A 23,967-nucleotide genomic window follows, 5' to 3' on the forward strand; every position below is an offset into this window, starting at 1 on the left:
GCTGAGTAGGTCGTCTTTTATATTTCTCTTTGCTTGGTTTAAAAGCATTGTACCTTTTCTATTTTGGACTGACTATATGAACATATCATGATTCATTTGTACTCTTAGTCGAAAAAAATAGGTTGGTGAGATGCTCTTCTTTTTTCAATAACTTTCGAGATTGAGATATACTTAGTAATTGTTTTTACAGATAAAGGATATGTAATGAAGAAAAAAATATTAATATTTGCACTGGGGTTTTTGGTGACAGGATGTACTACTACAAAACAATATAAATTGAGTTTTGATTCACAACCTCAAGGGGCCTCGCTAATTTGTAATGGACAAAGCATGGGCTATACTCCTCAAGTTCTTTACTATGACGATGTTGAATACAGTCCAGAAGGTCCAAACACCTTTGGAATAAGTAATCGTTGCCAAGGAGTATGGAGTAGTGGCGCTAGTGGATTTTATCCAACTCAGTTCCCAATATATCCATCAGGTGGTACGGTCTATACTTTACAAAGACCTAACGTACCTGGATATTCTCAAGATGCTGAATTTGCATTAAAAGTTAGAAATTTAGAAGCGAATCAAAGAGTTGCAGTAGCGGCACAAAGATCAGCGTCAGCGGCTGAGCAACAGAATTTTAATAAAATAATGAACCAAAATAATTCGTTTAACAACACTATAAACTGCAAGAAGATGGGAGTTTCTTTATATCCCGAAATAAAAACGTTTTCCAGTATGATTTGTCCGTTAGGATGGATGCAAGCATTTTAATTAAAGGCATATAATGTGAGCCCAAGCAAACATATATATTGTTTAAAAAAGCTAAATTAAAAACTAGATAGCCTAACTATTATTTGGAAAGGCTGTTGACGCTTAACCACACTAAAACAGATATACATAATATTTAAGTACTAAACCTAACTTCGAGAAAGAATTCAGGTTTTGATACGTTATCTGATATAAGTAATTGGTAGTGTTCTAAAAAGTATGATAGCGATAAAAGTTAATAAGAAGCCTTGAAAGCCCTCTGATTCTACAGGCCTTTCAAGGCTTCTAGAGTTGTTAAAATTTTAATCAGAATACTTTTGGATACACTACCAATTAATTTATTTCATAATTTGTAGCTCTATTGGTAATCGCTAGCAATTAAAAAGACTAACGACTGTTAGTCTTTGAGATTTTGTAAATTATCTGTTTAAGCAGGTTTTTGTGGTTGCTTAATGTTTAACCCTTCTTTACATTGCTGTCCTTCTTCATACATTTTTTTTACATATGGCAAGTTTGAAATATCTTTTTTGTCTTGCGCGTAACTTTCAATTTCCCACGTTTGACCAATGGTCATTTTACTGCGGATATCAATAGTACAGTTGCAAAGTTTGATGGCATCGCTTTTGTTAGCAACTTTGTATTTGACTGTGTTGTTGACGCAAGCATTAATATTATCCTGCTTAATATCAGTAGCGTTCGCTTGTGGTATCGCAAAGATGGCCGCTAAGGCTAGGGGTAATATTGGCAAAAGCTTCATAAATGTCCTCTTACAGATGGCGTCAGTTTGTAAATCTTAGTCAATAATCAAGTTATTCACATAAGAGTGACTAGGATATGTCTTGATTTCAAAAATATTTAAGACACAGCCTAGCCTAGCTATTTATGCTTTGGGATAGACATAATCGTTCATACAATAACAAGTATACGGATTAAAATACAATGGCGACGTGCTGTATTAATGCAAGCGAATGTTGCGCGAATGTTGATGCATATAATCATGCTACGCAACATTTAGCGCTAATACATAGTTAGCTTTATATGATTTGGGTACAAGATAGGCGAGTAAACGTAATACAAGTAGTAGACTAAGCGCGCCTGATACCGTACCCAACTTATATAGGACTGACTAAAATTAATTAAGACTGATAATGAGTAGGGTCGGTTACGCCAGCTTGGGCAAAGCCTTGACGACGCAATGCGCAACTATCACAAACACCGCAAGCAAGACCGTTGGCATCTGCACGATAACAAGAAATCGTCTGTCCGTAATCGACACCTAATGACAGACCAAGCTCAATAGTTTGGGCTTTTGATAATTGCTGCAATGGCGTTTGAATCGATAAGCGATGACCAGTAACGCCCGCTTTTGTCGCGAGATTGGCCATATGTTCAAAGGCAGCTATATACTCTGGGCGACAGTCAGGGTAGCCAGAATAGTCAACTGAGCTGACACCGATGACGATATGATTGGCATCAGCGACTTCGGCGACTGCCAACGCGTATGATAAAAAGATAGTATTGCGTGCAGGCACATAGGTATTTGGAATAGCGTCGTTATCGATTTCGTCGCGTTTTTTGCTAGGAAATTTATCCGAATCACCGTCTGGCACAATCATGCTGTGATCTGTTAGTGATGAACCACCCAGTTGTGCGATATCAATATCGATGACTCTATGATTGACGCCTGCTGTCTCAGCGATGGTCTTTGCGGCCACAAGTTCACTATTATGACGCTGACCATAGTTAAAGCTGACTGCGGTCACTGATGCATAGCGCGCTTTTGCCCAATATAAGCAAGTCACCGAATCGAGACCGCCTGATAGAAGGACAACCGCATTTTGGCTTTTGGTAAGGGCAGCTAAATCAGCATCTGATACTTGATTGGGGGTGTCTTGCAAAGTAACGTTAGTCATAGTGATATCTATTATTGGTTTACGAAAACGGCTATTTTAGCAAAAATACGTCTACTACAGAACCACGAAGCGACCAATCACCCGTCACTAAGCTGCCAAAGCAAATTTAAATAGCATCGTAATAAAATAAAGTCGGTATTACTGTCATCTTTTCAATCTGTTAGCAATATTTGTTATAATCGCAGCTTTTAAAGTATCAGTCACATGACATTGGTGATAATGCTTTAAAAGCCTTATCGCAAATCGCTTTATAGTAAAATCACCCTTATAAAGATATTGAGTAACTTATGACCGCAGCAACCTTATTTACGCCAAATATTCCTTCTCAAGCTGATGATGTATCGGATGCAACGAGCTTTGATAGTCAGGCTTTGGACACCGATACTGATAGCAGAGAGTACGATGACGTCTCTGAAGATGGCAATGATGAGGACATGATTGACGAGCAGTTTGCCGATGCGCAAGCACCTACCGAGTCAGCGTACTTTCGTAAACTACAAAAGAAGCTGCGTCGCCAAGTTTCTTGGGCAATCCGCGATTTTAATATGATCGAAGATGGCGATGTGGTGATGGTCTGTGTTTCGGGTGGTAAAGACAGCTATACCTTACTTGATATTTTATTGCTGCTAAAACGCATTGCACCGATTCATTTTGATATCGTCGCGGTGAATCTTGATCAAAAGCAGCCAGGCTATCCGGAAGACATCTTACCTGCGTATCTAAACGAGCAGGGCATCGCCCACTATATTTTAGAAAAAGACACCTATAGCATCGTCAAAAGCGTAGTGCCAGAAGGCAAGACTTACTGCTCGGCGTGCTCACGTCTACGCCGCGGCTCACTATATGGCTTTGCTAAACAAATTGGCGCGACTAAGATTGCCCTTGGCCATCATCGTGACGATATGCTGGCGACCTTCTTTTTGAACTTATTCCATGGTGGTGCGCTCAAATCAATGCCGCCCAAACTGCTGAGCGACGACAAGCAAAACATGCTGATTCGTCCATTGGCCTATGTTGAAGAAAAAGACATCATTGAGTATGCCAAGTTAAAGGAATTCCCAATCATCCCTTGTAATTTGTGTGGCAGCCAGACCAACCTACAACGTGCTATTATCAACGATATGCTACGTGAATGGGATGACGCTCACCCGCAGCGTCTAGCTTCTATCTTTAAGGCCATGCAAAACGTCGCGCCATCACAGTTAGCCGATCGTGAGCTTTTTGACTTTGAAACACTCAGTCTTGATCGCGATAATGATGAGCGTTTATTTGAAGGCGACAATATTCAAGCTGGGCAGACGGATAGTTTGGCTGAGATTGGTTTGCCTGTATCACCAAGGACGCAAACGTTCAATCCTAAATTCGCTAGTGATAAGCCTTATTCAACAGAGACGGATAAAGCCGTACAAAACGAGCGTAAAGCACAGAAAATCCCAACGATTAACCCAGTGATTTAGTAGTTTATAAATTAGTACGAGATTAAATAGTACCTATTAATTAGTAGAATACTAAATAGCTCAAAAAAACCAGCCAATCTTTGATGAATGGCTGGTTTTTTTATGTCTGGATGCTAATAACAGCATTAACTTTTAGCAAAAACGGGTAGTGGGTCAAAGCTGATCTTTGAGCGAGGCAATTTTGCAACATCTTGCATACGCCAATCATCTTTACCGTCATTGCTAACCTGTAGGTAATACTTGGCTTTCACAGGATCAATATCGACTTGGGCGCTGTATTTATTGCCCTCAACATGCTTAAGGACAACATCGCGGTCTTTTTTGATATCCGTTGCATGAGAAATAGAAAGTTCCAATGTATCAGGATAAGTAAGTGGTGTGCCGTTTAGCAGCTTGCCTGACTGGACGCTTTGCTCAGGGTAGTTAAGATAAAACACAATATCGCCATTTTCTGCAAACTGCATTTGTCCATGCAAGTCTAAGTCATACGTGAGCTTGTCACGAGACACATCGTGATAGAGCGTTTTGCCATCCATATACCAGTCGTCACGTACCACGCTATCACGGATCTGGTAAGAGTAATAAACAAACCAAATACAAGCGATCACGACCGCAGCAGGCATGCCAATCACAAAGATAACGACCATGTAATTTTTATACCATGGCTGCTTATCTTGATGTTTAAAGTTCGGTGCTGGAGTAGACATAAAATACCTATGCATCAGATACGCATTCAATAGATAGCCGTTCATTAGACATCTATAAATGGTATTAACGGATAATTTGGCGGCTAAGCGCTACCAGTTTAATGGTAAAAAATTTATTCGATAGTCTTTAGCTAGAATAGTTATTTAACTACTTGAACTAGCTAGACTACCGAATGATATACATGAAATTAAACAATAGGTCTGCTAATCATTTACTGACCTTGGGTCGTAAAGATATTTTGTTTGCTTACCTTATACTTACCGTTTTCGCTGCTCACATTTAGCGTGACAGGTGTTTGGCCAAACTCTATCACATCAGGATCACCATAAATACTGACTGGCATATCAAAGCTTTCGCCCGCTTCTAATGGTACATCATTAAAGCGCAGCTCTAAGCTTAGCCCTTCTTGCGGTGTCAATGTTATCGTGTAGGTATGAGCATCCTGCGTCTTATTGGTTAGCTTAACGATATAGCTATTTTCAATCATGCCTTGATTGTTGATAGACGATAACTGATTACGGTCACGGCGGATATCAATTTCCAGTGGCACGCGATCGGTTAACGCATATATAACGCCGCCACATAGTACAGCCAACAATGTTAAGTAAGCAAATAGTCGTGGGCGCAGTACGCGGCTTGGCTCTTTTTCTGCCAGCTGACGTTCGGTTGTATAACGAATCAGTCCACGCGGATAGCCGACCTTGTCCATCACTTCATTACAGGCATCGATACAAGCCGCACACTGGATACAGGCAACTTGTAACCCATCACGAATATCGATACCAGTAGGGCAGACCTGCACGCACATGGTACATTCAATGCAGTCGCCTAAGTGCTCTGGATTTGTACCTTTTTTACGAGCGCCGCGCGGCTCACCGCGTTCATAATCATAAGATACGATCAATGTGTCTTTATCAAACATCACACTTTGAAAGCGGCCATAAGGACAAATCTGTACACACATCTGCTCACGCATGTAGCCTGCATTGGCATAAGTAGCGAAGGTGAAGATAAACATTGAAACCCATACCCACGTTGGCCAGTCAGGGAATGGAATCACTCCTATTGACTGCCAGCTATGATATAGAGAGTCTGTTCCCGCCACATAACTAACAAAGGTCGCTGCTGTAATCACAGAAAGCAAAAACCAAATTGAATAAACAACCGTACGCTTGAATACCTTGCTCGCACTTAATGGTGCTTTATCAAACTTGATGCGTTTATTACGATCGCCAATCACCCATTTTTCAACATACTGGTATAGATGCGTCCATATCGTTTGAGGACAAGCATAACCACACCAAACGCGTCCTGCATATACCGTCACCATAAACAGCGTAAACGCGGCAATAATGGCAAATGCAGCAATAAAATAGAAATCTTGCGTCAAAAATGTCATGCCAAAAATATAGTAATGCTGTGATGGCACATCAAACCATATCGCTTGTCTATCATTATAGCGCAGCCATGGCAAAAGTAAAAAAGCCGCCAAAAGAGCATACATCGTGATGACACGAATATTTTGATAAAAACCTGTGACAAACCTTGGGTGTACACGATGCTTGGTTGCATCAAGATCGACTTGTTGTACAGGAATTTTATTGGATTGTTGTGCTGACATAAACGTGCCTCTTTAAAAAAAGAATCAGTCTGCTGGCATGATGAACAAACACCTCTAGCGTCGAGGTATATGAGTGTATGATGTTATCAATGTCAGTAAATAGCGGATAGAAAATGCAATAAAAAATCTTCTAATCTGCTTACCAAATGATCGATTGTAAATATAGTCGGTTCAACATAGTTTTGATGCAAGGAAAGGGGAGCAAAGGTACTACAAATAGTAGACTAAACAAGCCTGCATCTGATTTATGTGAAATTGACTATCGTGTTATGTGATTGAGTCAGAGCGATATAAAGCCATGACCAATAGACTATTTTAAAAAATAGCTATTTTAGCATTCTCCTTACTAATAATGGGGTGATAATCATAAAAAGCAACGAATATATGAGAACGATTTCTAGTGTTTATAGCCGCTCATCATTGTCATTTCTAAATGAAAATCAATACCACTATACGCAAAAGGGAGAACTGCAATAACAGTTCTCCCTTCATTAAATCTCGTCCATATTCAGTACAGTAACAACGTCTTAGTTAGCAGTTGCTTCTTCAGCTGCTACAGGCTGAGTAGCTGCAGCATTAACCGGTGCTGCTTCAGGTGATTTGCCTGTTTTATCTGATAGTGAGTAGATATAAGCAGCAAGTAGCATGATACGCTCATTACCTAGCTTAGTTTCCCACTGAGGCATAACGCCAGCACGGCCATAACGTAATGTATTACGTACAGTCTCACGCTCACCGCCATATAACCAGATATTGTCAGTCAAGTTTGGTGCACCTGCTGAAATCATACCTTTACCGCTTTCAGAGTGACATAGTGCACACTGTTGCTTAAAGATTGCTTCGCCTTGATTAACCAAAGTTTGATCAAGTTCACCGTTACTCTTGCTACCGTTGTTCGGAGATAGTGACAATACATATTCAGAAGCTGCACGTACACCGTCTTCGCCGATCTGATCGCGCCAAGCAGGCATACCACCGATACGACCATTATGTAGCGTGGTCAGAATGTTGCTAGCTTCGCCGCCATATAACCAATCATTGTCTGTTAGGTTAGGGTAGCCTGTCGCACCTTTAGCGTTAGAGCCATGACATACAGAACAGTTCTGTAGGAACAAACGGCTACCAACTTTTAACGCATTTGGATTTTCAGACAGTTTTTCGACATAAGGAGCAAGTTCTGCAACTTTTTCGTCAATTTTAGTCTGTAGATCTGCTGGCGGATTTTCACTACGACGCATGGTCGCTTGTAACTCGTTTAGCGTACCAAGTGTCGCAGTCGCACCTGCAGCGTCTGCTTTTACCAAAATGCTTTTTTCAAAGTTATCGGTAAATACTTTGTTGTTGCTTTCAAGCTCACTGAACAACTCGTTTTTAGAGGTCCACGGTACAGTCTCACCGTCAACTTCTACGGTGGCGATACCTTCCCAGTGTTTCGGGAACATAGCTGGAAAGAATACCCAGTACGCCACACCCCAAACGATCGAGCCAAAAAATATCACCAACCACCATTTAGGAAGTGGTTTGTCGTATTCTCGGATACCATCGTATTCATGACCAGTAGTACCGTCTTCCTCAACGTCTGGTTTGTATTTTAGTACAAACAGCAGAAGGCCAAGAATAAAAAGCCAGCAACCGAAACTGATTAGCGTGATCCAAGAACTCCAAAAAAATGTCATCATTTATCCTTATTGCGCTGCTCTTCAGACAGAGATTTTATATCCTCGTCATCAAGCGCAAGTTGTGCATCTTCTTCGAAGCGTTTTTTGTTTTTTGGCGAATACGCCCACCATGCAACGCCTACAAAGGCAATAAAGGCAGAAACGGTCGCAATTGTTTGTAATTCACCAATACCCATTAGCGCTGTCCTTCCATTGCGGTACCTAACTGCTGTAGATAGGCGACCAAAGCGTCAAGCTCAGTAGCGCCAAGCACTGCATCTGGAGCACCTTCAATGTCTTCTTCAGTATAAGGAACACCGAAGCGATCGCGGAATAGACGCATTTTAGCTTGAACGTTTTCGCCATCTACTTCGTTAGTCGCTAACCAAGGGAAACCTGGCATAACTGACTCAGGCACTAGCGAACGTGGTGCAATCAAATGCTGCTTTTGCCAGTCTTCAGAATAACGGCCACCAACACGTGCTAAATCTGGTCCAGTGCGTTTCGATCCCCATAAGAATGGATGATCCCACGTCGACTCAGCGGCACGTGAATATGGTCCGTAACGTTCAACTTCTGCACGTAGTGGGCGAACCATTTGAGTATGACAAACGTGACATCCTTCACGAATATAAATATCACGACCTTCAAATTCAAGCGCTGTCCAAGGCTCCATTGCAGGAAGGGGAGCGTTCACCCCACCTTCTTCAGGACCCTTGTTATCATAGATCAATGGCACGATTTCAACTAGCGTTGCAAAACTAATAGCAATCACGATACCAATGACTAACAAGCCTGTATTTTTTTCAATAATTTCATGCGGTGTACCAGCCATGATCGCTCCTTATACGTTAGCTGTCGAAGGTTTTTCGACACTAGGTTCATGATCCGTTGGATCAGCGACATCTACAGGCTTACCTTCTGGCATTTTGAGTGTTTTATAGCAGTTATAAGCCATTACAAACATACCCGATACATATAAGAAGCCACCAAATGCACGGCCAATATATGGGAAATGCGAGAATTCAACAGTATCAACGAAGCTATATACCAAAGTACCGTCTGGATTAGTAGCCAGCCACATCATGCCTTGGCCAATACCTGAGATCCACATAGACACGATATAGAAGATCGTTCCTGCAGTCGCAAGCCAGAAATGCGTGGTGATTAAGCTGATAGAGTACATCTTCGGTTTGTTATAAATACGTGGTAACAGTACGTATAGCGAACCAATCGTAATCATACCAACCCAGCCAAGTGCGCCTGAGTGTACGTGACCAACTGTCCAGTCAGTGTTATGCGATAGCGCATTCACTGTTTTGATAGACATCATTGGGCCTTCGAACGTCGACATCGCGTAGAACGACAATGCAACAATCATAAAGCGAATGATCGGATCGGTACGCAGCTTATCCCAACTACCTGATAGCGTTAGTACACCGTTAATCATACCACCCCAAGATGGTGCAAACAGGATGATTGAGAAGACCATAGCAAGAGACTGCGTCCAATCAGGAAGCGCTGAATAATGCAAATGGTGACCACCGGCCCACATATATGAAGCAATCAATGCCCAAAAGTGAACGATAGACAAACGATAAGAATAGATAGGACGACCAATCTGTACAGGAACGAAATAATACATCATTCCAAGGAAGGCTGCCGTTAAGTAAAAACCTACCGCATTATGCCCGTACCACCACTGCACCATCGCATCAGTTGCACCGCCAAATAGCGAGTAAGATTTGAACGCGCTAACTGGAATCGCCATGCTGTTTACGATGTGTAGTAATGCAATCGTAATGATGAAAGCGGCAAAGAACCAGTTAGCCACATAAATATGTGAGGTTTTACGTTTGATGAGCGTACCAAAAAATACAATGGCATAAGAGATCCATACCAAGGCAATTAGGATATCGATCGGCCACTCAAGCTCAGCGTATTCTTTAGTTGAGGTCAAACCTAGAGGAAGGGTAATAACAGCGGATACGATAACCGCTTGCCAACCCCAAAAGGTAAACCAAGCCAAATATGGCGCAAATAAACGCGTCTTACAGGTACGCTGAACGATGTAGTAAGACGTTGCGAACAGGGCAGAGCCACCGAACGCAAAAATCACCGCATTGGTATGCAGTGGTCTTAAACGACTAAAGGTCAGCCATGGAATGTCAAAGTTGAGTGCTGGCCATGCTAACTGTGAAGCAATGAACACACCAAGACTCATGCCGACGATGCCCCAAACGACAGCCATGATCGTAAAAAATCTTACGATAGTAATTTCATACTCACGGTCAACTGGGGCGACTGCTGTGTTTTGTAAACTCATTGGATGATTCCTTTACAGCCCGAATTATCAACAGAATTAACCAACAATCTATGTTGTCTGCACTATAAATACTCTCAAATTTGTATTTATACTAGCGCCAACACATGTTGTTTTTTGGCTTATTTAGCGCAATGACGTCATTAACTATCGATTTAGGCCCTTACTGTCTATTAGTTAATACTAATAAATAGAAATAGGCATTTCATGCACCTTACTCAAGGTCAATCGATAGTAGGATTGTTAATAGATCATCAAGGTAAATAAGAAGACGCGCCGTTTTGAGCATCAAACATCTCATAAGGCTAAATATGTATCTTAATTATTACGAAAAAATCTGTACTAATGAAGATAGATACCCATATCTATAGGGCTATTAAAACGCATTGACCATAGATGTATGCTAGCGGCGGCTGACAAAAAACACGATTATGTAATGTTTGGTTAAAACTCCCGACTCTGTTTAAGGGTATTGTAACGCAATCCTAATTAAATATCATCAGAACTATGCGCCAAAATACAAACTCTTTGGTATAAATGTTAGCGAGCAACTTATTATTGCTGTGCTACTCCTCTATTTTATACACAATTTTGTCACTATTCTAGATGCTCGTTTTAATTGACTAGGGGAAGCGCTCGCTAGACATAAGCGTAGGCCTGCAAAGAAGTTTTGTAACAATAACATTGCTGAGCCGATAAATAGGTTTTACTTCTTATCAAGTCGCCCTTTATAATGAGGCTGAACGTCATTAATGGCTATGTATCGCATAGGTCTATTGATAGCAATCATTTTAATAATTCTAATAGTTAGGCCAATAGTGCCTCAAGGGATATTGGTCTGACAGAATATCAATTAAGGATAATATAATATGGCAGTTTTTTTGACAGATGAATGGTTTGAGCAAGTAGAAAAAATGGGCAACGAAGCAGGTGAGTTAAATTTACCGCCAGTACTTGCCAATATGGTCGTCAATCTAAAAGTGGCTGAAGCTGATAAAACTATCGAAGCCAATTTTGCAAATGGTTTGCTGCATCGCGGTTTGAACGATAATGCAACAACGACACTGCTACTAGATCGCGATATTCTACAGTCTATCATCACTGATTTTGATACCAATCAAATCATGGGTGCGTTTATGAGTGGCAAAATCCGTGTCGAAGGTGATATGTCACAGTTGATGGCCGTACAGACTGCACGTCCAAGCGCAGAGCAAAAAGAGCTATACACTCGCATCAAATCAATGACGACGATGGCTTAATCGTATATTTGTACGATTTTTACGTTACGTTTTTGCGTTGTAAGTTAATAAGACACAAAAAAGCCCCTAATTCATATTAGGGGCTTTTTTATTGGGTAATTACATAAGTAGCAGCATAAAAAGCTGTAAAAAGTCTTTCAAAAAGACTAGCTAGCTTTTGACTGCTGCGTCGCATTTGATTGGTTTTCTTTGTATATTGCTGCTTGTAGCCATACGTTTGCTTGGACGTAGTCATGTACTTTAATACTATTGGTTTCAGCAGTATTAAGCGCACCAATACGCACTACAAAAGGATCTGCATCCTGCTCACGTAGCGTCACCACATCAAACAATATGATAGATTTACCATTAAATACGGTTTCTTGTTTGCCAAGTACTTGCCCCTGACACCAAGCCTCGTCCTCTTGTCCTAGCGTATCGCCAAACAAGTAAGCGCACATATGGCCCAAGTTAATCTCGACAGGCGCCATTTGTTCTTTGGTTTCAGGTTTCCATTCGCTGATTTGCTCTTGCAGGTTATCAGGGATTTTTCCGTCATTTGCTGCCACGATGTCGTTAAAGGCTCGATGGTAACGGATAGACTCTTGGTCTTCTACCATGATGACTTCGTTTTGCTCGCTTAGCTTAATTTCATGCGCCCAAGCACTAAAGTTTACATAGTAAGAGGTATCGCGTTGATATAGATGACGATTGGTCGTATAGAGTTGATCAAACGCATAAATAATGCTGCCATCAGCAGTACGTAAGCGCAACACAGCATCATGTGAGTTGTCATTGGCGATGACACGCTCAATTTTACAGTTCAATCCGTAAGGACTATCGACACAAGGATAGGCATTGATAAAGCATTCTGGCTTACCATCTTTCATCGCGAGCACTTGATTAATATGACATGGCTGATCTTCTGATAGAAGCAGGCAGCTGTCTTTTGCACTGACGTTGTTGTTCAGGCCTTTAGGCATCGCTGCGACTTCGATCATTTTTTGTAGCCATTCAGGCACATCATGACTCATATCATCGGTCAGAATACGCCAGTGATCGGCGTGACCTGCAGACTGCTCATCGGTCAACGTGATCTTGGTAGGAGATTGAATGTTTTTGTATTGATAATTTATGGTCATGAAAATACTCAAAATTAAGTCAGCGTGAGGTTTGTGTATAATACTGTGTTTGCTTGTGTGCCATCCAACATTTTAAATGATTGGTTTATGATGGTCAGCAGCCTAGCCAGTAAAAAATCAGAAACCTCAATGAGGGGTTAATGACAATTGTCTTTAGCATATAATATATAGGTATTGGTACAGCTAATAGCAAGCCCCCTATAAAAAATAATAACAAAACCCAGTTTTTTGGTAAAAAATACTCTCAGTTGTTGCTAATGACTGGCACATATCAGCTAGTTTGTGTCAAACTAGCTCCCTTTTGACAGCTATTATTGGCTCGTCTGACACCCTGTTTTTGTGTTTGATTTATATGTGAGTAGTAGCAACTGTATGATGCATTTACTACTGCTCGTTATGCAACCTATATAAAGTCGCACGTAGATAAGATAAAGAGTTTGAATATGTTTCGTCCTTTAGCGTTATTTATCGGCTTACGATATACCCGAGCAGAACGTAGTAATGGCTTTATCTCCTTTATATCACTCATATCGATGATTGGTCTGACGCTTGGGGTTGCCGTATTGATTACGGTGCTATCAGTGATGAACGGCTTTGACCGTGAACTGAAAACCCGTATTTTGGGAATGGTACCGCAGGCTACTGTGGTCTCATCAGAAATTATTGGCGACTGGGAACAGCTCGCTGATCAGATCAAAGAAGACCCAGAAGTGGCAGCTGTGGCACCATTCATTCAACTGCAAGGGATGCTGACATCAAATGGTCAGGTCGCAGGTATCATGGTGACAGGCGTCGAGCCTGAATACGAAAAAAACGTCTCCATCATCAACGAGCACATGATTGAAGGTAGTATTGACACCCTGAAGAGTGGTGATTTCAGTATCGTGTTGGGCGAGGAGATGGTGCAGTCTTTGGGTCTGCAAATAGGGGATAAAGTGACGCTGGTATTGCCAGAGGCGTCACCATCACCAGCAGGTGTGATACCGCGATTTAAGCGTTTTACTCTGACAGGCATCTTTACGATCAGCCCAGAAGTAGACAGTCTCATGGCGTTTATCCCGATGGGAGATGCGGCAAAATTACTGCGTTTGCCAGAAGGCGCGCAGGGCGTACGCATGAAGCTGAACGATATCTTTACTGCGCCGATAGCTGCGGAAAAAGCGGCTGCTATCGCACCTGAGAAGCTATATCCAAATGACTGGACACAGACCCATGGCAATCTGTTTGGGGCAATTCAAATGGAAAAAGCCATGGTCGGCCTATTACTATTTTTGATTATCTTAGTTGCCGCTTTTAATATTGTCTCAAGTCTGGTCATGCTAGTGACCGATAAAAAAGCAGATATCGCAATCTTAAAAACCTTTGGTGCCTCTCCTCGTTTGATTACGCAAGTCTTTATGGTCCAAGGTGTGGTCATCGGTGTTATCGGTACTATCGCTGGTACGATACTGGGTGTGATATTTGCACTTACGGTCAGCGATATTTTAGGCTTTATTAATCAAGCCTTTGGTCTGAACCTGTTTGATGCGTATTTTGTCAATTACTTGCCATCGCAGTTGCGTTTGTTAGATGTGGTATTAATCACAGGTGCATCGTTTGTACTGAGCTTTTTGGCAACGATTTATCCAGCGCGCCGAGCGGCTAAGATTCAGCCTGCTCAAACGCTACGCTATGAGTAATCGCAAACGCCTAAATATCGAAATAAATACCGAAATAAATAAAATAAAGGAAGCGCTATGTCTGCCATTTTAGAGGCGACCAATATCAATAAGATATACGATGAAGGCGCAGTCAGTACGCAAGTATTGACTGGTCTTGATCTGACTGTTCATGCGGGTGAGCGCATCGCTATCGTTGGAACTAGCGGTTCAGGTAAAAGTACGTTGCTACATTTGCTTGGTGGTCTAGATACGCCAACCAGTGGTGAAGTTTGGTTGCATGGTCAGTTATTAAATAGCATGAATGAAACTGAGCGCGGAGCTATGCGCAACAAGCATTTGGGCTTTATTTATCAGTTTCACCACCTTTTGGCAGAGTTTACAGCAATCGAAAACGTAGCTATGCCATTGCTGATGCGTCCAGAAGTATCAACAACTGATGCTCGTAAGCAAGCAGTTGAGATTCTAGAAAATGTCGGTCTGGAGCATCGTTTGATGCATAGACCAGGTGAGCTATCAGGTGGCGAGCGCCAACGTGTAGCGATTGCACGCGCGCTAGTGACTAAGCCATCGCTTATTTTGGCGGACGAGCCAACAGGTAACTTGGACTACGACAATGCACAAAGCGTCTTTGGCCTGTTGTCAGAGCTACAAAGCACCATGCAAACCGCGCTACTTATGGTGACGCATGATCGCAATTTAGCTGCTCTTGCTGACCGTCAGTTATTGCTACGCAATGGGCATTGGGAACAGTATTGATAGTTTTTTATATTAGGTCGAAAAACTGACTGAAACGCATCTATTGGCGTTTGTCATGGATGTGATGGCTGTCATATTCAAGAGTTATTGTTGTATTATTAATAAAATATATCATAGAAACTAGCGATTAAGCGGTTGTGAGCCAGCCGCCTTATCTATTTTATAAGGATGCGTAAAATGCGTGAAGATGATAATCCAATTGCGGCTTTTGGCAGTGCAGAAGAGGGTGATGAGCCGTTAAAGCCTTACATCGATCCAACTTTGTTCGAAACGCTCGATAGACAGGCGCAAACTGAGCTACTAACACCTGTGTTTGATGCCATCACTTTGGCTGGGGTTGATTATGACCTAAAAGTTCAAGACAGCGCGACAGGTAAACGTTATACGCTCTGCAAAAATGATGAAGTCATTGAGATTGTACCGATGGATAGCAATTTCACTGACAAAGTTTTGAATGCTATAGAGAACAGTAAAGAAGAATAAGCTTTGCTAGCTAAGCTTAGCTAGGGCGTAAGCGTTATAGCCGTGTAATGAAGATAGATTACTTATCTGCTTCGTCAGAAGGTTTTTGCTGACGTTTCTGCCAACTAGCCACGGTTTTATAACGCCAAATGGCCTTAAATGCCAATCCGCAAATAAGACTGGTGACCACAGCTAAAATCGTTAGCCCGATACAAAATGCAGCAAGCGATACTGTACCGCGATAAGTAATGAACGGATTGGCACCATTTGATAATGCCCATAAGCTAAAATCAGCAATCATTCTACCGATGAATCGTAAGCTAATCATAGGTGCATCAATAATCTTTGCACCGATATAATATCCAGCATAGAAGATGGGTAAGCTAGTGACTGGGTTAGTAATCCACGTCAAACCAAGCGCCATAGGAACATTGGCACGAAAAATAAGCGAGCCAATAAGTGCCAGTAACATCTGTCCTGGCAGCGGGAAAAATGCACTCAATACACCGATATAGACGGCCTTATTTAGGCTGTGTCGATTGAAATGCCATAACCTTGGATCAGCCAAGTGCGGTGCAAACAGCTTTAAAGTGCGACTTTCTAAGATTTTCTCTGGTGTAGGAAGTAGGTCTTTTAGACGTTTTTGGGGCACAGGATCGCCTTTAATCATTAACTACAGTCTACTCAATGGTATTGAGAAGCTGGTATAAAGTAATATATGGTGATTAGGATAAAGGTTAGAACACACAGAATGGTGGTGTCAGATAGTTACCACCTAATACGTTGCCTCAGTATAGGGTAATATAAATATAAATGCTATTGCATCGCGTGTCATTTGCTATAGTAAGTAACCATATTTGGCCGAATAATATTTAAGTCATCAAGCAAGGAGTGCTGGTGTACTGGTTGATTGGTAGTCTCATAATTATAGTTATGATGGGCGTATTGGCAGTCGCAGATAATGTGATAATGCCAACCGACTTATCTTTGCTAGATATGATTGATCCGTCCAATCTGTTTTTGGCGCTGATTGTATTTGCTATATTTCTGTTGGCTTCTGCTCAATTCAACATACCCTCGATAGACAGCCACAGCGCTGATAACAGTACCTTTAACAACGCATCTCGTCATACTAAACTTCCTTTCCGAATTATTAGACACTTGGTCTTAGCTTTGTTAGCGACTGCGTTAGTGATAGGCAGCGCATTGCAAGCTTTGGTTACTCATCAACAAGCAGAAACCACTGAAATAACTGCACCGATACGAGTACATGCATTCGTGCGTATCGAAGGGTTGAGCGACAGTGTTTATGATGCTGCTACAGATAGCGGTTATAGACAAGTAGCGGTGATAACGAATATCACTCCGTTAGTCGCTGAGCTAAAGCCCCAAGAGTTAGCAACTAAAACATCCGACTACTTAGATGTGAATAAAAATAGCCTAAGCAGAAATTACGATGTTAATTCCAATGAAGTCAGTATCAAAGTCAGCGAACACCGAGTCCTACTTAACGCCTATCCAAGAAAGTCTGCAAATGATAGCCAGTTTGCAGCCTTAAACGATTTGCAGCCCGGTGATGAGATATTCATGAGCCTAGCACTGGCGCCGTTAGCGACTTCTGAGCAAGCAGTCAATAACCCTACTGGCTTTGACAGTTATCGCTGGTTACGAGGTCGGCATATTGATGGCGTTGCAAATATTTTGGCCGTTAGCCCTACATTGGTAAATAGTCGCGAAATTAGCAATGAAATCAGCGATAGAAAACGTCTCAAGCAGTTGCTAGACTCTGATTCATATCTTCAGCGCTTTCGTACTCGTATCGATCAGGGGCGTTGGCGATTACGACAGCATTTCTATCAAGACTGGTCAGCACAAACGACAGCAGAGCAACAAGCAAAAGCCGTGACATTAAGTCTGCTCACGGGTGATCGTAGCTTGATTAATCGTGATACTAAGGACTTATATCAACTGGCGGGTATCTCACATCTGCTCGCTATTTCAGGCACGCACGTACTGTTTTTAGCTATTGTATTGGCAGGCATAGTTGTACTGCTGTTTGATCGTAATTATTCAACGATTTATCGTCGTATTCCGCGTTGGCAAGTGCGCTGGTGGGTAATGATCGGTGCCGCTTTTATTTATGCGCTATTTACTGGTTTTGACGTGCCTGCTGCTCGTACGGCTTGGATGTTATTAGCGATTGGATTCGTTAGACTAACATTACTTCCTATCAGTACGATGCGCGTGCTATTAGCGCTAGCTGTATTGATGGCTTGGGGTGACCCTTACGCATTGTGGCAGGCAGGGTATTGGCTATCTTTTATTGCAGTGGCGTTATTACTCAAGTATGACGATACGTCGTATCAGCACCAGACTACTGCTGCAACGAATTTATACGATGATAAGCCACGTACTCATATCAATAACGCGCTATCTAACCGTGTTTGGCAAATGATTAAGCGTGTGTTTAAACTACAGTTTTGGCTGTTTCTTACTTTATTACCCGTTACGTTGCTTCTATTTGGTAAGGCATCGTTATGGGGCCTTTTCATCAATTTATTTGCTATCGGGCTATTTGGTTGGGTGATTGTACCGCTCAATTTATTAGCCGGGTTGTATTATCTTTTGGTGCCAAGTATCGCTGATATTCTTTGGGTAATTATTAGTACGATAGTTGGTCATCTACACGATTTGATGAGTTGGCTGACGTCATTGCCAGCGCTATCGGATGCGTGGCTCTATACACCAGTTAATATCGCGATACTATCGATGGCTTTGCTAAGTGCATTGCCTTGGCTGTTGCCACGAGGTTTACTCAGTCGTTGGTTGATGTTGCCACCATTAACGTTACTGATAATGACAGTGTATGCTAATCAGCAGTCATTCGTCACGGTACCGACCCTATATATTTTGCCAACGGGTGATTCGTATATAACGGCGGCATTGCTGCAATATCCTACTTCTAATGAAGACAGTACCAATTGGTTGTTCTTAGCTGATCATAGACCAGCCTCTACACGAACGATGCCAAGTAACCTGACAGCAGACAAATTATCTGAAAATTTAAAGCAGCAATTGGGCAGTTTATCTGTCAATAATTTAGAGAGTATTGTCGTACAGAGTAGCAGTACCGGCCTGACGGATACGTTAATTCCTGACAATAAGAGTATTGCTAATACCGAAAATTCTGAATTACTACCGATGACTGTTGCTCAATTAAATGACCGCTTAACCATTAGCCAATATTGGCAAGCAGGGCGTTCTGATCGTTGGTCTACATTTCAGCAAGCTTATAAAACAGTTAGACAATCTGAAGATACGCCCACTATCAGTGCTCAACGTTGTGAGCAAGGCAAAACATGGCAGTCGACTAACGATGAATTGTCAGTACAGGCCATTACTGGTTGGACCAAGATAGGTGATACCAGCGTTTGGGATTGTACGATTGCTCTTGATACTAATCTGCCTATACGCGTTCTAAGATACAATGCGGCAGACCCACTCAATTCGTTACCTGCCAATTCACCTGTTAGCCTTCAAGCACAAATAGCCACTAATCAGTTAACTGGCAAACAGTCAGCGTCTTCCCAGTCGCGTTTGATTCTAGATACTGCTACTCATCAACGCGTTTGGCAACTGTGGTCATTACTATGTTCAGTTGAATCGGATAATGATGACATGCTATTCAAAAATACACGTTGGCTTGGTCATAGTGCCTCGCAAATTACAGGCGATGTCATAAGTCATCAGGGAGTCGATGAAGTTATAACCTATGATAATAAGCCGTTAGACGCGGCATTATCGCTAAATAACATTGATAACATTCCCACTGCCGAAACTACTAACCTTCAAAAGTAAGGCTTATATTATCAGCGTTACAATATAGTGATATTTCACAGTTATACTATTGAACCAATATCGAAATACCACCATACTTAGCAGCCTATTAATACAGGTCACTGACTATTAACATAAGTCACAAATATGGTGAGACAGTATCAGGTATACATCACCGCTTTAGCTGTATTTCTCGACAACCTCATTTTATTGTTTTAGATTGTTTCTAACTTAGGAAGTTATATGCCCAACTGGCCACCAGACCCTAACAAACGTCCTGATAACTCGGCAAATCAGCCAACGCAACTGCAGCAACCAAGCCCGCCAAGTGGACAAGAATGGAAGGTGCTGGAAAACACGTTATTAGCGAGTGTGGTTGAGCAGCGCCGCGCTCGTCGCTGGAGTATCTTTTTTAAACTACTGACTTTTGGTTATATCTTATTGATATTTTTGACTCTTGGTCGTGGTTGCAGCAGTGCGCCAACAGGTACGGACGCAGTCGATACTAGCGACCCACATTTGGCAGTGGTTGAGCTACAAGGTGTTATCAGTAATGATGATGTGGCGAATGCGTATGATGTTAACGAAGCCTTGAGAGACGCTTTTGCAAACAGTAACTCAAAAGCAGTGGCCTTAGATATCAATTCACCTGGCGGTTCACCGGTACAGTCTGACGAGATTTGGCAGACAATGATGGACTTACGCCAAGAGTACCCAGACAAAAAGCTTTACGCAGTGATTGGTGATATCGGTGCTTCAGGTGCTTATTATATTGCATCTGCCGCTGATGAGATTTATGTCAATCCATCAAGTTTGGTCGGCTCTATCGGTGTCATTATGCCAAGCTATAATGTTAAAGGCTTGATGGACAAAGTTGGCGTAGAAGATCGTACGATTACGGCTGGTGAGTATAAAGATATCTTAAGCTTATCTCGTCCGTTGACTGACTATGAAGAAAATCATGTCGAAAAAGTACTAGCAAACACGCACAAGCATTTCATCAACGCTGTCAAAGAAGGGCGCGGCGACCGTCTGAAAAATCCTGAACAAAACAAACTGTTCTCAGGGCTATTCTGGACAGGTGAGCAGTCTATTGAGCTAGGCCTAGCAGACAAAACAGGTAGTATCACAAGTCTAAGTAAGCAACTAGACCTTGATACGATCATTAGCTATAGCCCAACTGATCCGTTCCAAATGTTTATGGACCGTTTTGCAGTGAAGTTAGGTGCAGGTATTGGCTCTAGCGTTAGTCTTGATGTATTGCCACAAGAAAGCAACACTGGGCAGATGCGTTAAGCGTTTTATGTTTTAGATATAATGTGTATGATTGTTAAGGCTGAGCATATAATTGTGCTCAGCCTTAATTGTATGCAATACCAAATAAAAAACCTTGGTCTGAGTGATAGCCTGATTAAATTAGCTATACAACTATAACCATCAAACACAGTCGTCAAACTTGCCATATAAACGTTATTGGTTTTGATTAGGGTAGTTTTGATGGTATTAGTTTTAATAATGGTACAAGGTTCAATCATTAAAATAATATATAACATAAACGATCCTACGAGAGTCTGTCATGAGTGATGAAATAAATTCGCAGTCCTTTGCTAAACTACCTGTCTCTAAAATAACCAATAAACCTGTGCTGCATTTTGCTCATGCTAATGGAGTGCCAAGTGCGGTATATGAGCCGTTCTTTAAAGGTTTATCAGAATTTTTTACGATTGAGTATATTGCGATGTTGGGTGATACGCCCGATTACCCAGTGGACGATCATTGGCGCAGTTTGACGCAGCAAATCATTGATAGCGTAAACAGTGCCTGCAAAAAGCATGGCGTTGCACAGGTAGTAGGAGTGGGGCATTCGCTTGGGGCCATGTGTACGTTGCAGGCCACGTATCGTCAGCCTGAACTATTTGCACAAGCGGTGCTTATGGACCCGCCTTGGATTTATGGCAAAGTCAGTTTGTTATGGCATTTGGCAAAGACAGCAGACAGATTACCGCTCATGAATAATCGTCTGATGGACAAACTGTCACCAGCTGGCGTGTCTAAGCATCGCCGTGATGTGTGGGATAGCCGGGATGAAGCATATGAGAAAATGCGGCATAAAGGGTTTTTTAAGAATTTTAATGAGCGTAGCTTTCAAGGATATATCGATCACGGCTTGCATGAGCGCGCGGATGGCAAAGTGACATTGGCTATCCCTAAAGCCAGCGAAGTTGCTGTTTTCCGTACCAATCCATCTTGGTATTGGCTTGCACCAAACCGCGGCCCTAAAGTGCCTGTGACTTTAATCATTGGTCAAGACAGTATCTTTTTGAAACGTCGCTTTCCGCAGCAGATAAAATCGCGCTTGGGTATTCCTTATGAGACTCACGAAGGGGGCCATATGTTCCCACTTGAGCATCCAGAGTCTGTCTCAACGCAGGTGCTAGGATTGATCAAGCAGCAATTGTCAAAATAAACGCAACATATCATCAGTCATGCTTGTAATAGATACGAGCGACCAGAGTATTCTTAAGTGATACCTTTATGCCAAAGAACCTAACTGTACCATCTAGTACGACTGCCTCACCTAAGTCTCTGCCACTATTTTCGCGCGTGGGTACATTCGTGCTAACAGTGGGAATGGTGCTTGCGTTTTTTATCAGTCAGTTGGTAGGCGTTTATGTCGCTGGCAAGCTGATATTACCTCCCGATGAAAGGACATCGATAGGGCGTATATTCTATTTTGGTAGTAATGATGGAACGGTCGTGAGCCTGTCTATACTTATCGGCTGTGTATTGCTAGTGGCAATTAGCATGCTTATCATTCGTTTAAAAGGTGGCAGTCTGTGTCAATATTTAGCACTAAAACCGTTCTCACTGTCGGTGGGTATAGGCATGCTTGGGTTGCTACTGATATTTATGATTGCCAGTCAGGCGCTGACGTATGTACTCGATATGACGCCGTTGGTGTTTGTTGATCCACTCTATCAGTCTGTCATTTCGGTTTGGCTGTTGGTGTTTGCCATGGTGGTCGTCGCACCAATTTATGAAGAAGTTATCTTTCGCGGTATATTGTGGTCAGCCATCGCAGAACAGTTCACAGCTCCATCATATTCAGCGAATCATGGGGCGATTGTCGCAAGCATTGTGACAAGTTTGATATTTGCTGTGATTCATGTGCAATATGGTATCTATGAGATTAGTACTATCGTAGTATTGGCATTGATATTTTGCTATGCACGGATTAAGTCAGGCTCGCTATTACTGCCAATCGTACTGCACATTGTCAATAATGGTGCAGCGATGTGGCAGTATATTGTGCAAGCGGCGTAGATAAAATGCTGACCACAACGATGGCTGGCATGTAAATTCTATCGAGCCAGTTAGATATAAAAATTTGGCTGGACGATAAAATTATGCATCAGGATTTAATGATAGCACTTCATCGGCAGCTCTCTTAATATCATCAATCGTCAGCTGAGGTTTGCCGCTCAATGCTTGACGCCACTTACGCGCGCCCATCAGACCTTGGAAGAGTCCTAAATAATGCCGTGTCATCGTTGGCAGCGCTTCGCCTTTTACGAGTTGTTCTTCTAGGTAAGGATATAGCTGCTCTAAAATCTCTGAGCGCTTAGGTATTGTCTCGGACGTTGCCTCGTTCCATAAGCTATTGGCCTCTGCTAATAGATACGGGTTGTGATAAAACGCCCGGCCAATCATTACGCCATCGATATGCTGTAGGTGCGTTCGGATGTCCTCAATTGTATCGATGCCGCCATTGATTTCGATATCCAGCTCAGGAAAGTCTTGTTTTAGACGATAGACATCCTCGTAGCGTAGCGGTGGTATCTCGCGGTTTTGCTTAGGACTCAGCCCTTGTAGCCACGCGGTACGTGCATGAACGATAAAACGCGTACAGCCAGCAGCCGCAACGGTCTGCACAAAATCCACCATAAACTCGTAACTGTCAAAATCATCGATACCGATACGGTGTTTGACCGTCACGGGGATATCGACTGCAGCTTGCATGTGCTTGACCAAGTCAGCCACCGTTTTTGGCTCTGCCATTAGACAGGCACCTATCTTGTTGTGTTGCACACGATCAGAAGGGCAACCAACATTGATATTGACTTCATCATAGCCGTATTGCTGAGCAAATTCGGCGCATTGTGTCATCTCACTGATATCTGCTCCGCCAAGCTGCAATACCAGTGGATGCTCAAGTGTGTCAAAGCGTAGGTGCCGTGCGCGGTTACCGTGTATCAATGCACCGGTGCTAATCATTTCGGTATACAGGTACGTGTGCGGGTTAAATAGTCGCGCAAAGTAACGATAGTCTGTCGTTGTCCAATCAATCATTGGCGCAACAGAGAGGCGTTTGTTGGTCATATCAACCATGGTCATCAAGCCTTAATATTTGTGTCTTAAATAAATGGAGAAG

General features: G+C 42.3%; 21 protein-coding genes. 10 read left to right on the forward strand and 11 right to left on the reverse strand.

Annotation, left to right across the window (positions count from 1 at the left end; all coding sequences use genetic code 11):
• Positions 1-204: 204 nt before the first annotated feature.
• Entirely contained in the window at positions 205-762 is a 558-nt protein-coding gene (locus tag JMY00_RS06585; RefSeq protein ID WP_201579553.1) for a hypothetical protein, read from the forward strand.
• Positions 763-1,186: 424 nt separating this feature from the next.
• Here the strand turns inward: JMY00_RS06585 and JMY00_RS06590 are convergent, their stop codons facing one another.
• The gene (locus JMY00_RS06590; RefSeq protein ID WP_201579554.1) at positions 1,187-1,516 is read right to left on the reverse strand and encodes a hypothetical protein; all 330 of its coding nucleotides are present in this window, start codon (positions 1,514-1,516) and stop codon (positions 1,187-1,189) included.
• A 379-nt stretch (positions 1,517-1,895) separates the two neighbouring features.
• Positions 1,896-2,672 (reverse strand): 7-cyano-7-deazaguanine synthase QueC, encoded by a 777-nt coding sequence (queC, locus tag JMY00_RS06595; RefSeq protein WP_201579555.1) that lies wholly within the window; start codon positions 2,670-2,672, stop codon positions 1,896-1,898.
• Between the two features lie 287 nt (positions 2,673-2,959).
• Here queC and ttcA point away from each other — a divergent pair, with 287 nt between their 5' ends.
• A complete protein-coding gene (ttcA, locus tag JMY00_RS06600) occupies positions 2,960-4,129 on the forward strand; it encodes a tRNA 2-thiocytidine(32) synthetase TtcA (RefSeq protein WP_201579556.1) in 1,170 nt (389 codons plus the stop codon).
• A 125-nt stretch (positions 4,130-4,254) separates the two neighbouring features.
• Here the strand turns inward: ttcA and JMY00_RS06605 are convergent, their stop codons facing one another.
• The 6 genes from JMY00_RS06605 to ccoN form a co-directional block, all read right to left on the reverse strand.
• Positions 4,255-4,836: a FixH family protein gene (locus JMY00_RS06605; RefSeq protein ID WP_201547827.1), complete on the reverse strand. Its 582-nt coding sequence runs from the start codon at positions 4,834-4,836 to the stop codon at positions 4,255-4,257.
• Between the two features lie 212 nt (positions 4,837-5,048).
• The gene (gene ccoG / locus JMY00_RS06610) at positions 5,049-6,458 is read right to left on the reverse strand and encodes a cytochrome c oxidase accessory protein CcoG (RefSeq protein WP_201579557.1); all 1,410 of its coding nucleotides are present in this window, start codon (positions 6,456-6,458) and stop codon (positions 5,049-5,051) included.
• A gap of 527 nt (positions 6,459-6,985) precedes the next feature.
• On the reverse strand, positions 6,986-8,134 hold the full coding sequence (locus JMY00_RS06615; protein WP_201579558.1) for a c-type cytochrome: 1,149 nt from the start codon (positions 8,132-8,134) through the stop codon (positions 6,986-6,988).
• Positions 8,134-8,313, reverse strand: coding sequence for a CcoQ/FixQ family Cbb3-type cytochrome c oxidase assembly chaperone (locus JMY00_RS06620; RefSeq protein ID WP_057760804.1), 180 nt, complete (start codon positions 8,311-8,313; stop codon positions 8,134-8,136). Before JMY00_RS06620 ends, JMY00_RS06615 begins: the two co-directional genes overlap by 1 nt.
• Entirely contained in the window at positions 8,313-8,951 is a 639-nt protein-coding gene (gene ccoO, locus JMY00_RS06625; RefSeq protein WP_102093628.1) for a cytochrome-c oxidase, cbb3-type subunit II, read from the reverse strand. The genes JMY00_RS06620 and ccoO overlap by 1 nt, the downstream gene beginning before the upstream one ends.
• A 9-nt stretch (positions 8,952-8,960) precedes the next feature.
• Positions 8,961-10,442 (reverse strand): cytochrome-c oxidase, cbb3-type subunit I, encoded by a 1,482-nt coding sequence (gene ccoN / locus JMY00_RS06630; RefSeq protein ID WP_057760799.1) that lies wholly within the window; start codon positions 10,440-10,442, stop codon positions 8,961-8,963.
• Between the two features lie 866 nt (positions 10,443-11,308).
• Here ccoN and JMY00_RS06635 point away from each other — a divergent pair.
• Positions 11,309-11,698 (forward strand): SCP2 sterol-binding domain-containing protein, encoded by a 390-nt coding sequence (locus tag JMY00_RS06635; RefSeq protein WP_057760797.1) that lies wholly within the window; start codon positions 11,309-11,311, stop codon positions 11,696-11,698.
• A gap of 146 nt (positions 11,699-11,844) precedes the next feature.
• Here JMY00_RS06635 and JMY00_RS06640 read toward each other — a convergent pair whose 3' ends face one another.
• Positions 11,845-12,819, reverse strand: coding sequence for a hypothetical protein (locus JMY00_RS06640; protein ID WP_201579559.1), 975 nt, complete (start codon positions 12,817-12,819; stop codon positions 11,845-11,847).
• Between the two features lie 443 nt (positions 12,820-13,262).
• Here JMY00_RS06640 and JMY00_RS06645 point away from each other — a divergent pair, with 443 nt between their 5' ends.
• The 3 genes from JMY00_RS06645 (at position 13,263) to JMY00_RS06655 (ending at position 15,719) form a co-directional block, all read left to right on the forward strand.
• The gene (locus JMY00_RS06645; RefSeq protein WP_102092330.1) at positions 13,263-14,498 is read left to right on the forward strand and encodes a lipoprotein-releasing ABC transporter permease subunit; all 1,236 of its coding nucleotides are present in this window, start codon (positions 13,263-13,265) and stop codon (positions 14,496-14,498) included.
• Positions 14,499-14,555: 57 nt separating this feature from the next.
• Positions 14,556-15,236 (forward strand): lipoprotein-releasing ABC transporter ATP-binding protein LolD, encoded by a 681-nt coding sequence (gene lolD, locus JMY00_RS06650; RefSeq protein WP_057760792.1) that lies wholly within the window; start codon positions 14,556-14,558, stop codon positions 15,234-15,236.
• Positions 15,237-15,413: 177 nt separating this feature from the next.
• Positions 15,414-15,719, forward strand: coding sequence for a hypothetical protein (locus JMY00_RS06655; protein WP_057760791.1), 306 nt, complete (start codon positions 15,414-15,416; stop codon positions 15,717-15,719).
• Between the two features lie 58 nt (positions 15,720-15,777).
• On the opposite strand, the gene JMY00_RS06660 is transcribed toward JMY00_RS06655, so the two are convergent.
• Positions 15,778-16,350 carry a DUF2062 domain-containing protein gene (locus JMY00_RS06660; protein ID WP_240990674.1) on the reverse strand — a complete coding sequence of 191 codons (573 nt, stop codon included), beginning with the start codon at positions 16,348-16,350 and terminating at the stop codon, positions 15,778-15,780.
• Positions 16,351-16,595: 245 nt separating this feature from the next.
• On the opposite strand from JMY00_RS06660, the gene JMY00_RS06665 reads away from it, so the two are divergent.
• The 4 genes from JMY00_RS06665 (at position 16,596) to JMY00_RS06680 (ending at position 22,859) form a co-directional block, all read left to right on the forward strand.
• Entirely contained in the window at positions 16,596-19,556 is a 2,961-nt protein-coding gene (locus tag JMY00_RS06665; RefSeq protein WP_240990675.1) for a ComEC/Rec2 family competence protein, read from the forward strand.
• 222 nt (positions 19,557-19,778) lie between these two features.
• The gene (gene sppA / locus JMY00_RS06670) at positions 19,779-20,831 is read left to right on the forward strand and encodes a signal peptide peptidase SppA (RefSeq protein WP_201579561.1); all 1,053 of its coding nucleotides are present in this window, start codon (positions 19,779-19,781) and stop codon (positions 20,829-20,831) included.
• A 280-nt stretch (positions 20,832-21,111) separates the two neighbouring features.
• Positions 21,112-22,002 carry an alpha/beta hydrolase gene (locus JMY00_RS06675; RefSeq protein WP_201579562.1) on the forward strand — a complete coding sequence of 297 codons (891 nt, stop codon included), beginning with the start codon at positions 21,112-21,114 and terminating at the stop codon, positions 22,000-22,002.
• Positions 22,003-22,070: 68 nt separating this feature from the next.
• Positions 22,071-22,859 carry a CPBP family intramembrane glutamic endopeptidase gene (locus JMY00_RS06680; RefSeq protein ID WP_240990676.1) on the forward strand — a complete coding sequence of 263 codons (789 nt, stop codon included), beginning with the start codon at positions 22,071-22,073 and terminating at the stop codon, positions 22,857-22,859.
• An 81-nt stretch (positions 22,860-22,940) separates the two neighbouring features.
• Here JMY00_RS06680 and dusA read toward each other — a convergent pair whose 3' ends face one another.
• On the reverse strand, positions 22,941-23,924 hold the full coding sequence (gene dusA, locus JMY00_RS06685; RefSeq protein WP_201579563.1) for a tRNA dihydrouridine(20/20a) synthase DusA: 984 nt from the start codon (positions 23,922-23,924) through the stop codon (positions 22,941-22,943).
• Positions 23,925-23,967: the final 43 nt, after the last annotated feature.

Source organism: Psychrobacter sp. Pi2-52, assembly GCF_904846705.1.
In the GTDB taxonomy this organism is placed as follows: Bacteria; Pseudomonadota; Gammaproteobacteria; order Pseudomonadales; family Moraxellaceae; genus Psychrobacter.

Excerpts from the sequence above, each read along its gene's own strand:
- ccoO (WP_102093628.1), bottom strand. The coding sequence starts at position 8,951 with ATGGCTGGTACACCGCATGAAATTATTGAAAAAAATACAGGCTTGTTA.
- JMY00_RS06655 (WP_057760791.1), top strand. The coding sequence starts at position 15,414 with ATGCGTGAAGATGATAATCCAATTGCGGCTTTTGGCAGTGCAGAAGAG.
- sppA (WP_201579561.1), top strand. The coding sequence starts at position 19,779 with ATGCCCAACTGGCCACCAGACCCTAACAAACGTCCTGATAACTCGGCA.
- JMY00_RS06605 (WP_201547827.1), bottom strand. The coding sequence starts at position 4,836 with ATGTCTACTCCAGCACCGAACTTTAAACATCAAGATAAGCAGCCATGG.
- JMY00_RS06590 (WP_201579554.1), bottom strand. The coding sequence starts at position 1,516 with ATGAAGCTTTTGCCAATATTACCCCTAGCCTTAGCGGCCATCTTTGCG.
- JMY00_RS06620 (WP_057760804.1), bottom strand. The coding sequence starts at position 8,313 with ATGGGTATTGGTGAATTACAAACAATTGCGACCGTTTCTGCCTTTATT.
- queC (WP_201579555.1), bottom strand. The coding sequence starts at position 2,672 with ATGACTAACGTTACTTTGCAAGACACCCCCAATCAAGTATCAGATGCT.
- ttcA (WP_201579556.1), top strand. The coding sequence starts at position 2,960 with ATGACCGCAGCAACCTTATTTACGCCAAATATTCCTTCTCAAGCTGAT.
- JMY00_RS06585 (WP_201579553.1), top strand. The coding sequence starts at position 205 with ATGAAGAAAAAAATATTAATATTTGCACTGGGGTTTTTGGTGACAGGA.
- JMY00_RS06645 (WP_102092330.1), top strand. The coding sequence starts at position 13,263 with ATGTTTCGTCCTTTAGCGTTATTTATCGGCTTACGATATACCCGAGCA.
- JMY00_RS06680 (WP_240990676.1), top strand. The coding sequence starts at position 22,071 with ATGCCAAAGAACCTAACTGTACCATCTAGTACGACTGCCTCACCTAAG.
- lolD (WP_057760792.1), top strand. The coding sequence starts at position 14,556 with ATGTCTGCCATTTTAGAGGCGACCAATATCAATAAGATATACGATGAA.
- ccoN (WP_057760799.1), bottom strand. The coding sequence starts at position 10,442 with ATGAGTTTACAAAACACAGCAGTCGCCCCAGTTGACCGTGAGTATGAA.
- ccoG (WP_201579557.1), bottom strand. The coding sequence starts at position 6,458 with ATGTCAGCACAACAATCCAATAAAATTCCTGTACAACAAGTCGATCTT.
- JMY00_RS06640 (WP_201579559.1), bottom strand. The coding sequence starts at position 12,819 with ATGACCATAAATTATCAATACAAAAACATTCAATCTCCTACCAAGATC.
- JMY00_RS06635 (WP_057760797.1), top strand. The coding sequence starts at position 11,309 with ATGGCAGTTTTTTTGACAGATGAATGGTTTGAGCAAGTAGAAAAAATG.
- JMY00_RS06675 (WP_201579562.1), top strand. The coding sequence starts at position 21,112 with ATGAGTGATGAAATAAATTCGCAGTCCTTTGCTAAACTACCTGTCTCT.
- JMY00_RS06615 (WP_201579558.1), bottom strand. The coding sequence starts at position 8,134 with ATGACATTTTTTTGGAGTTCTTGGATCACGCTAATCAGTTTCGGTTGC.
- dusA (WP_201579563.1), bottom strand. The coding sequence starts at position 23,924 with ATGGTTGATATGACCAACAAACGCCTCTCTGTTGCGCCAATGATTGAT.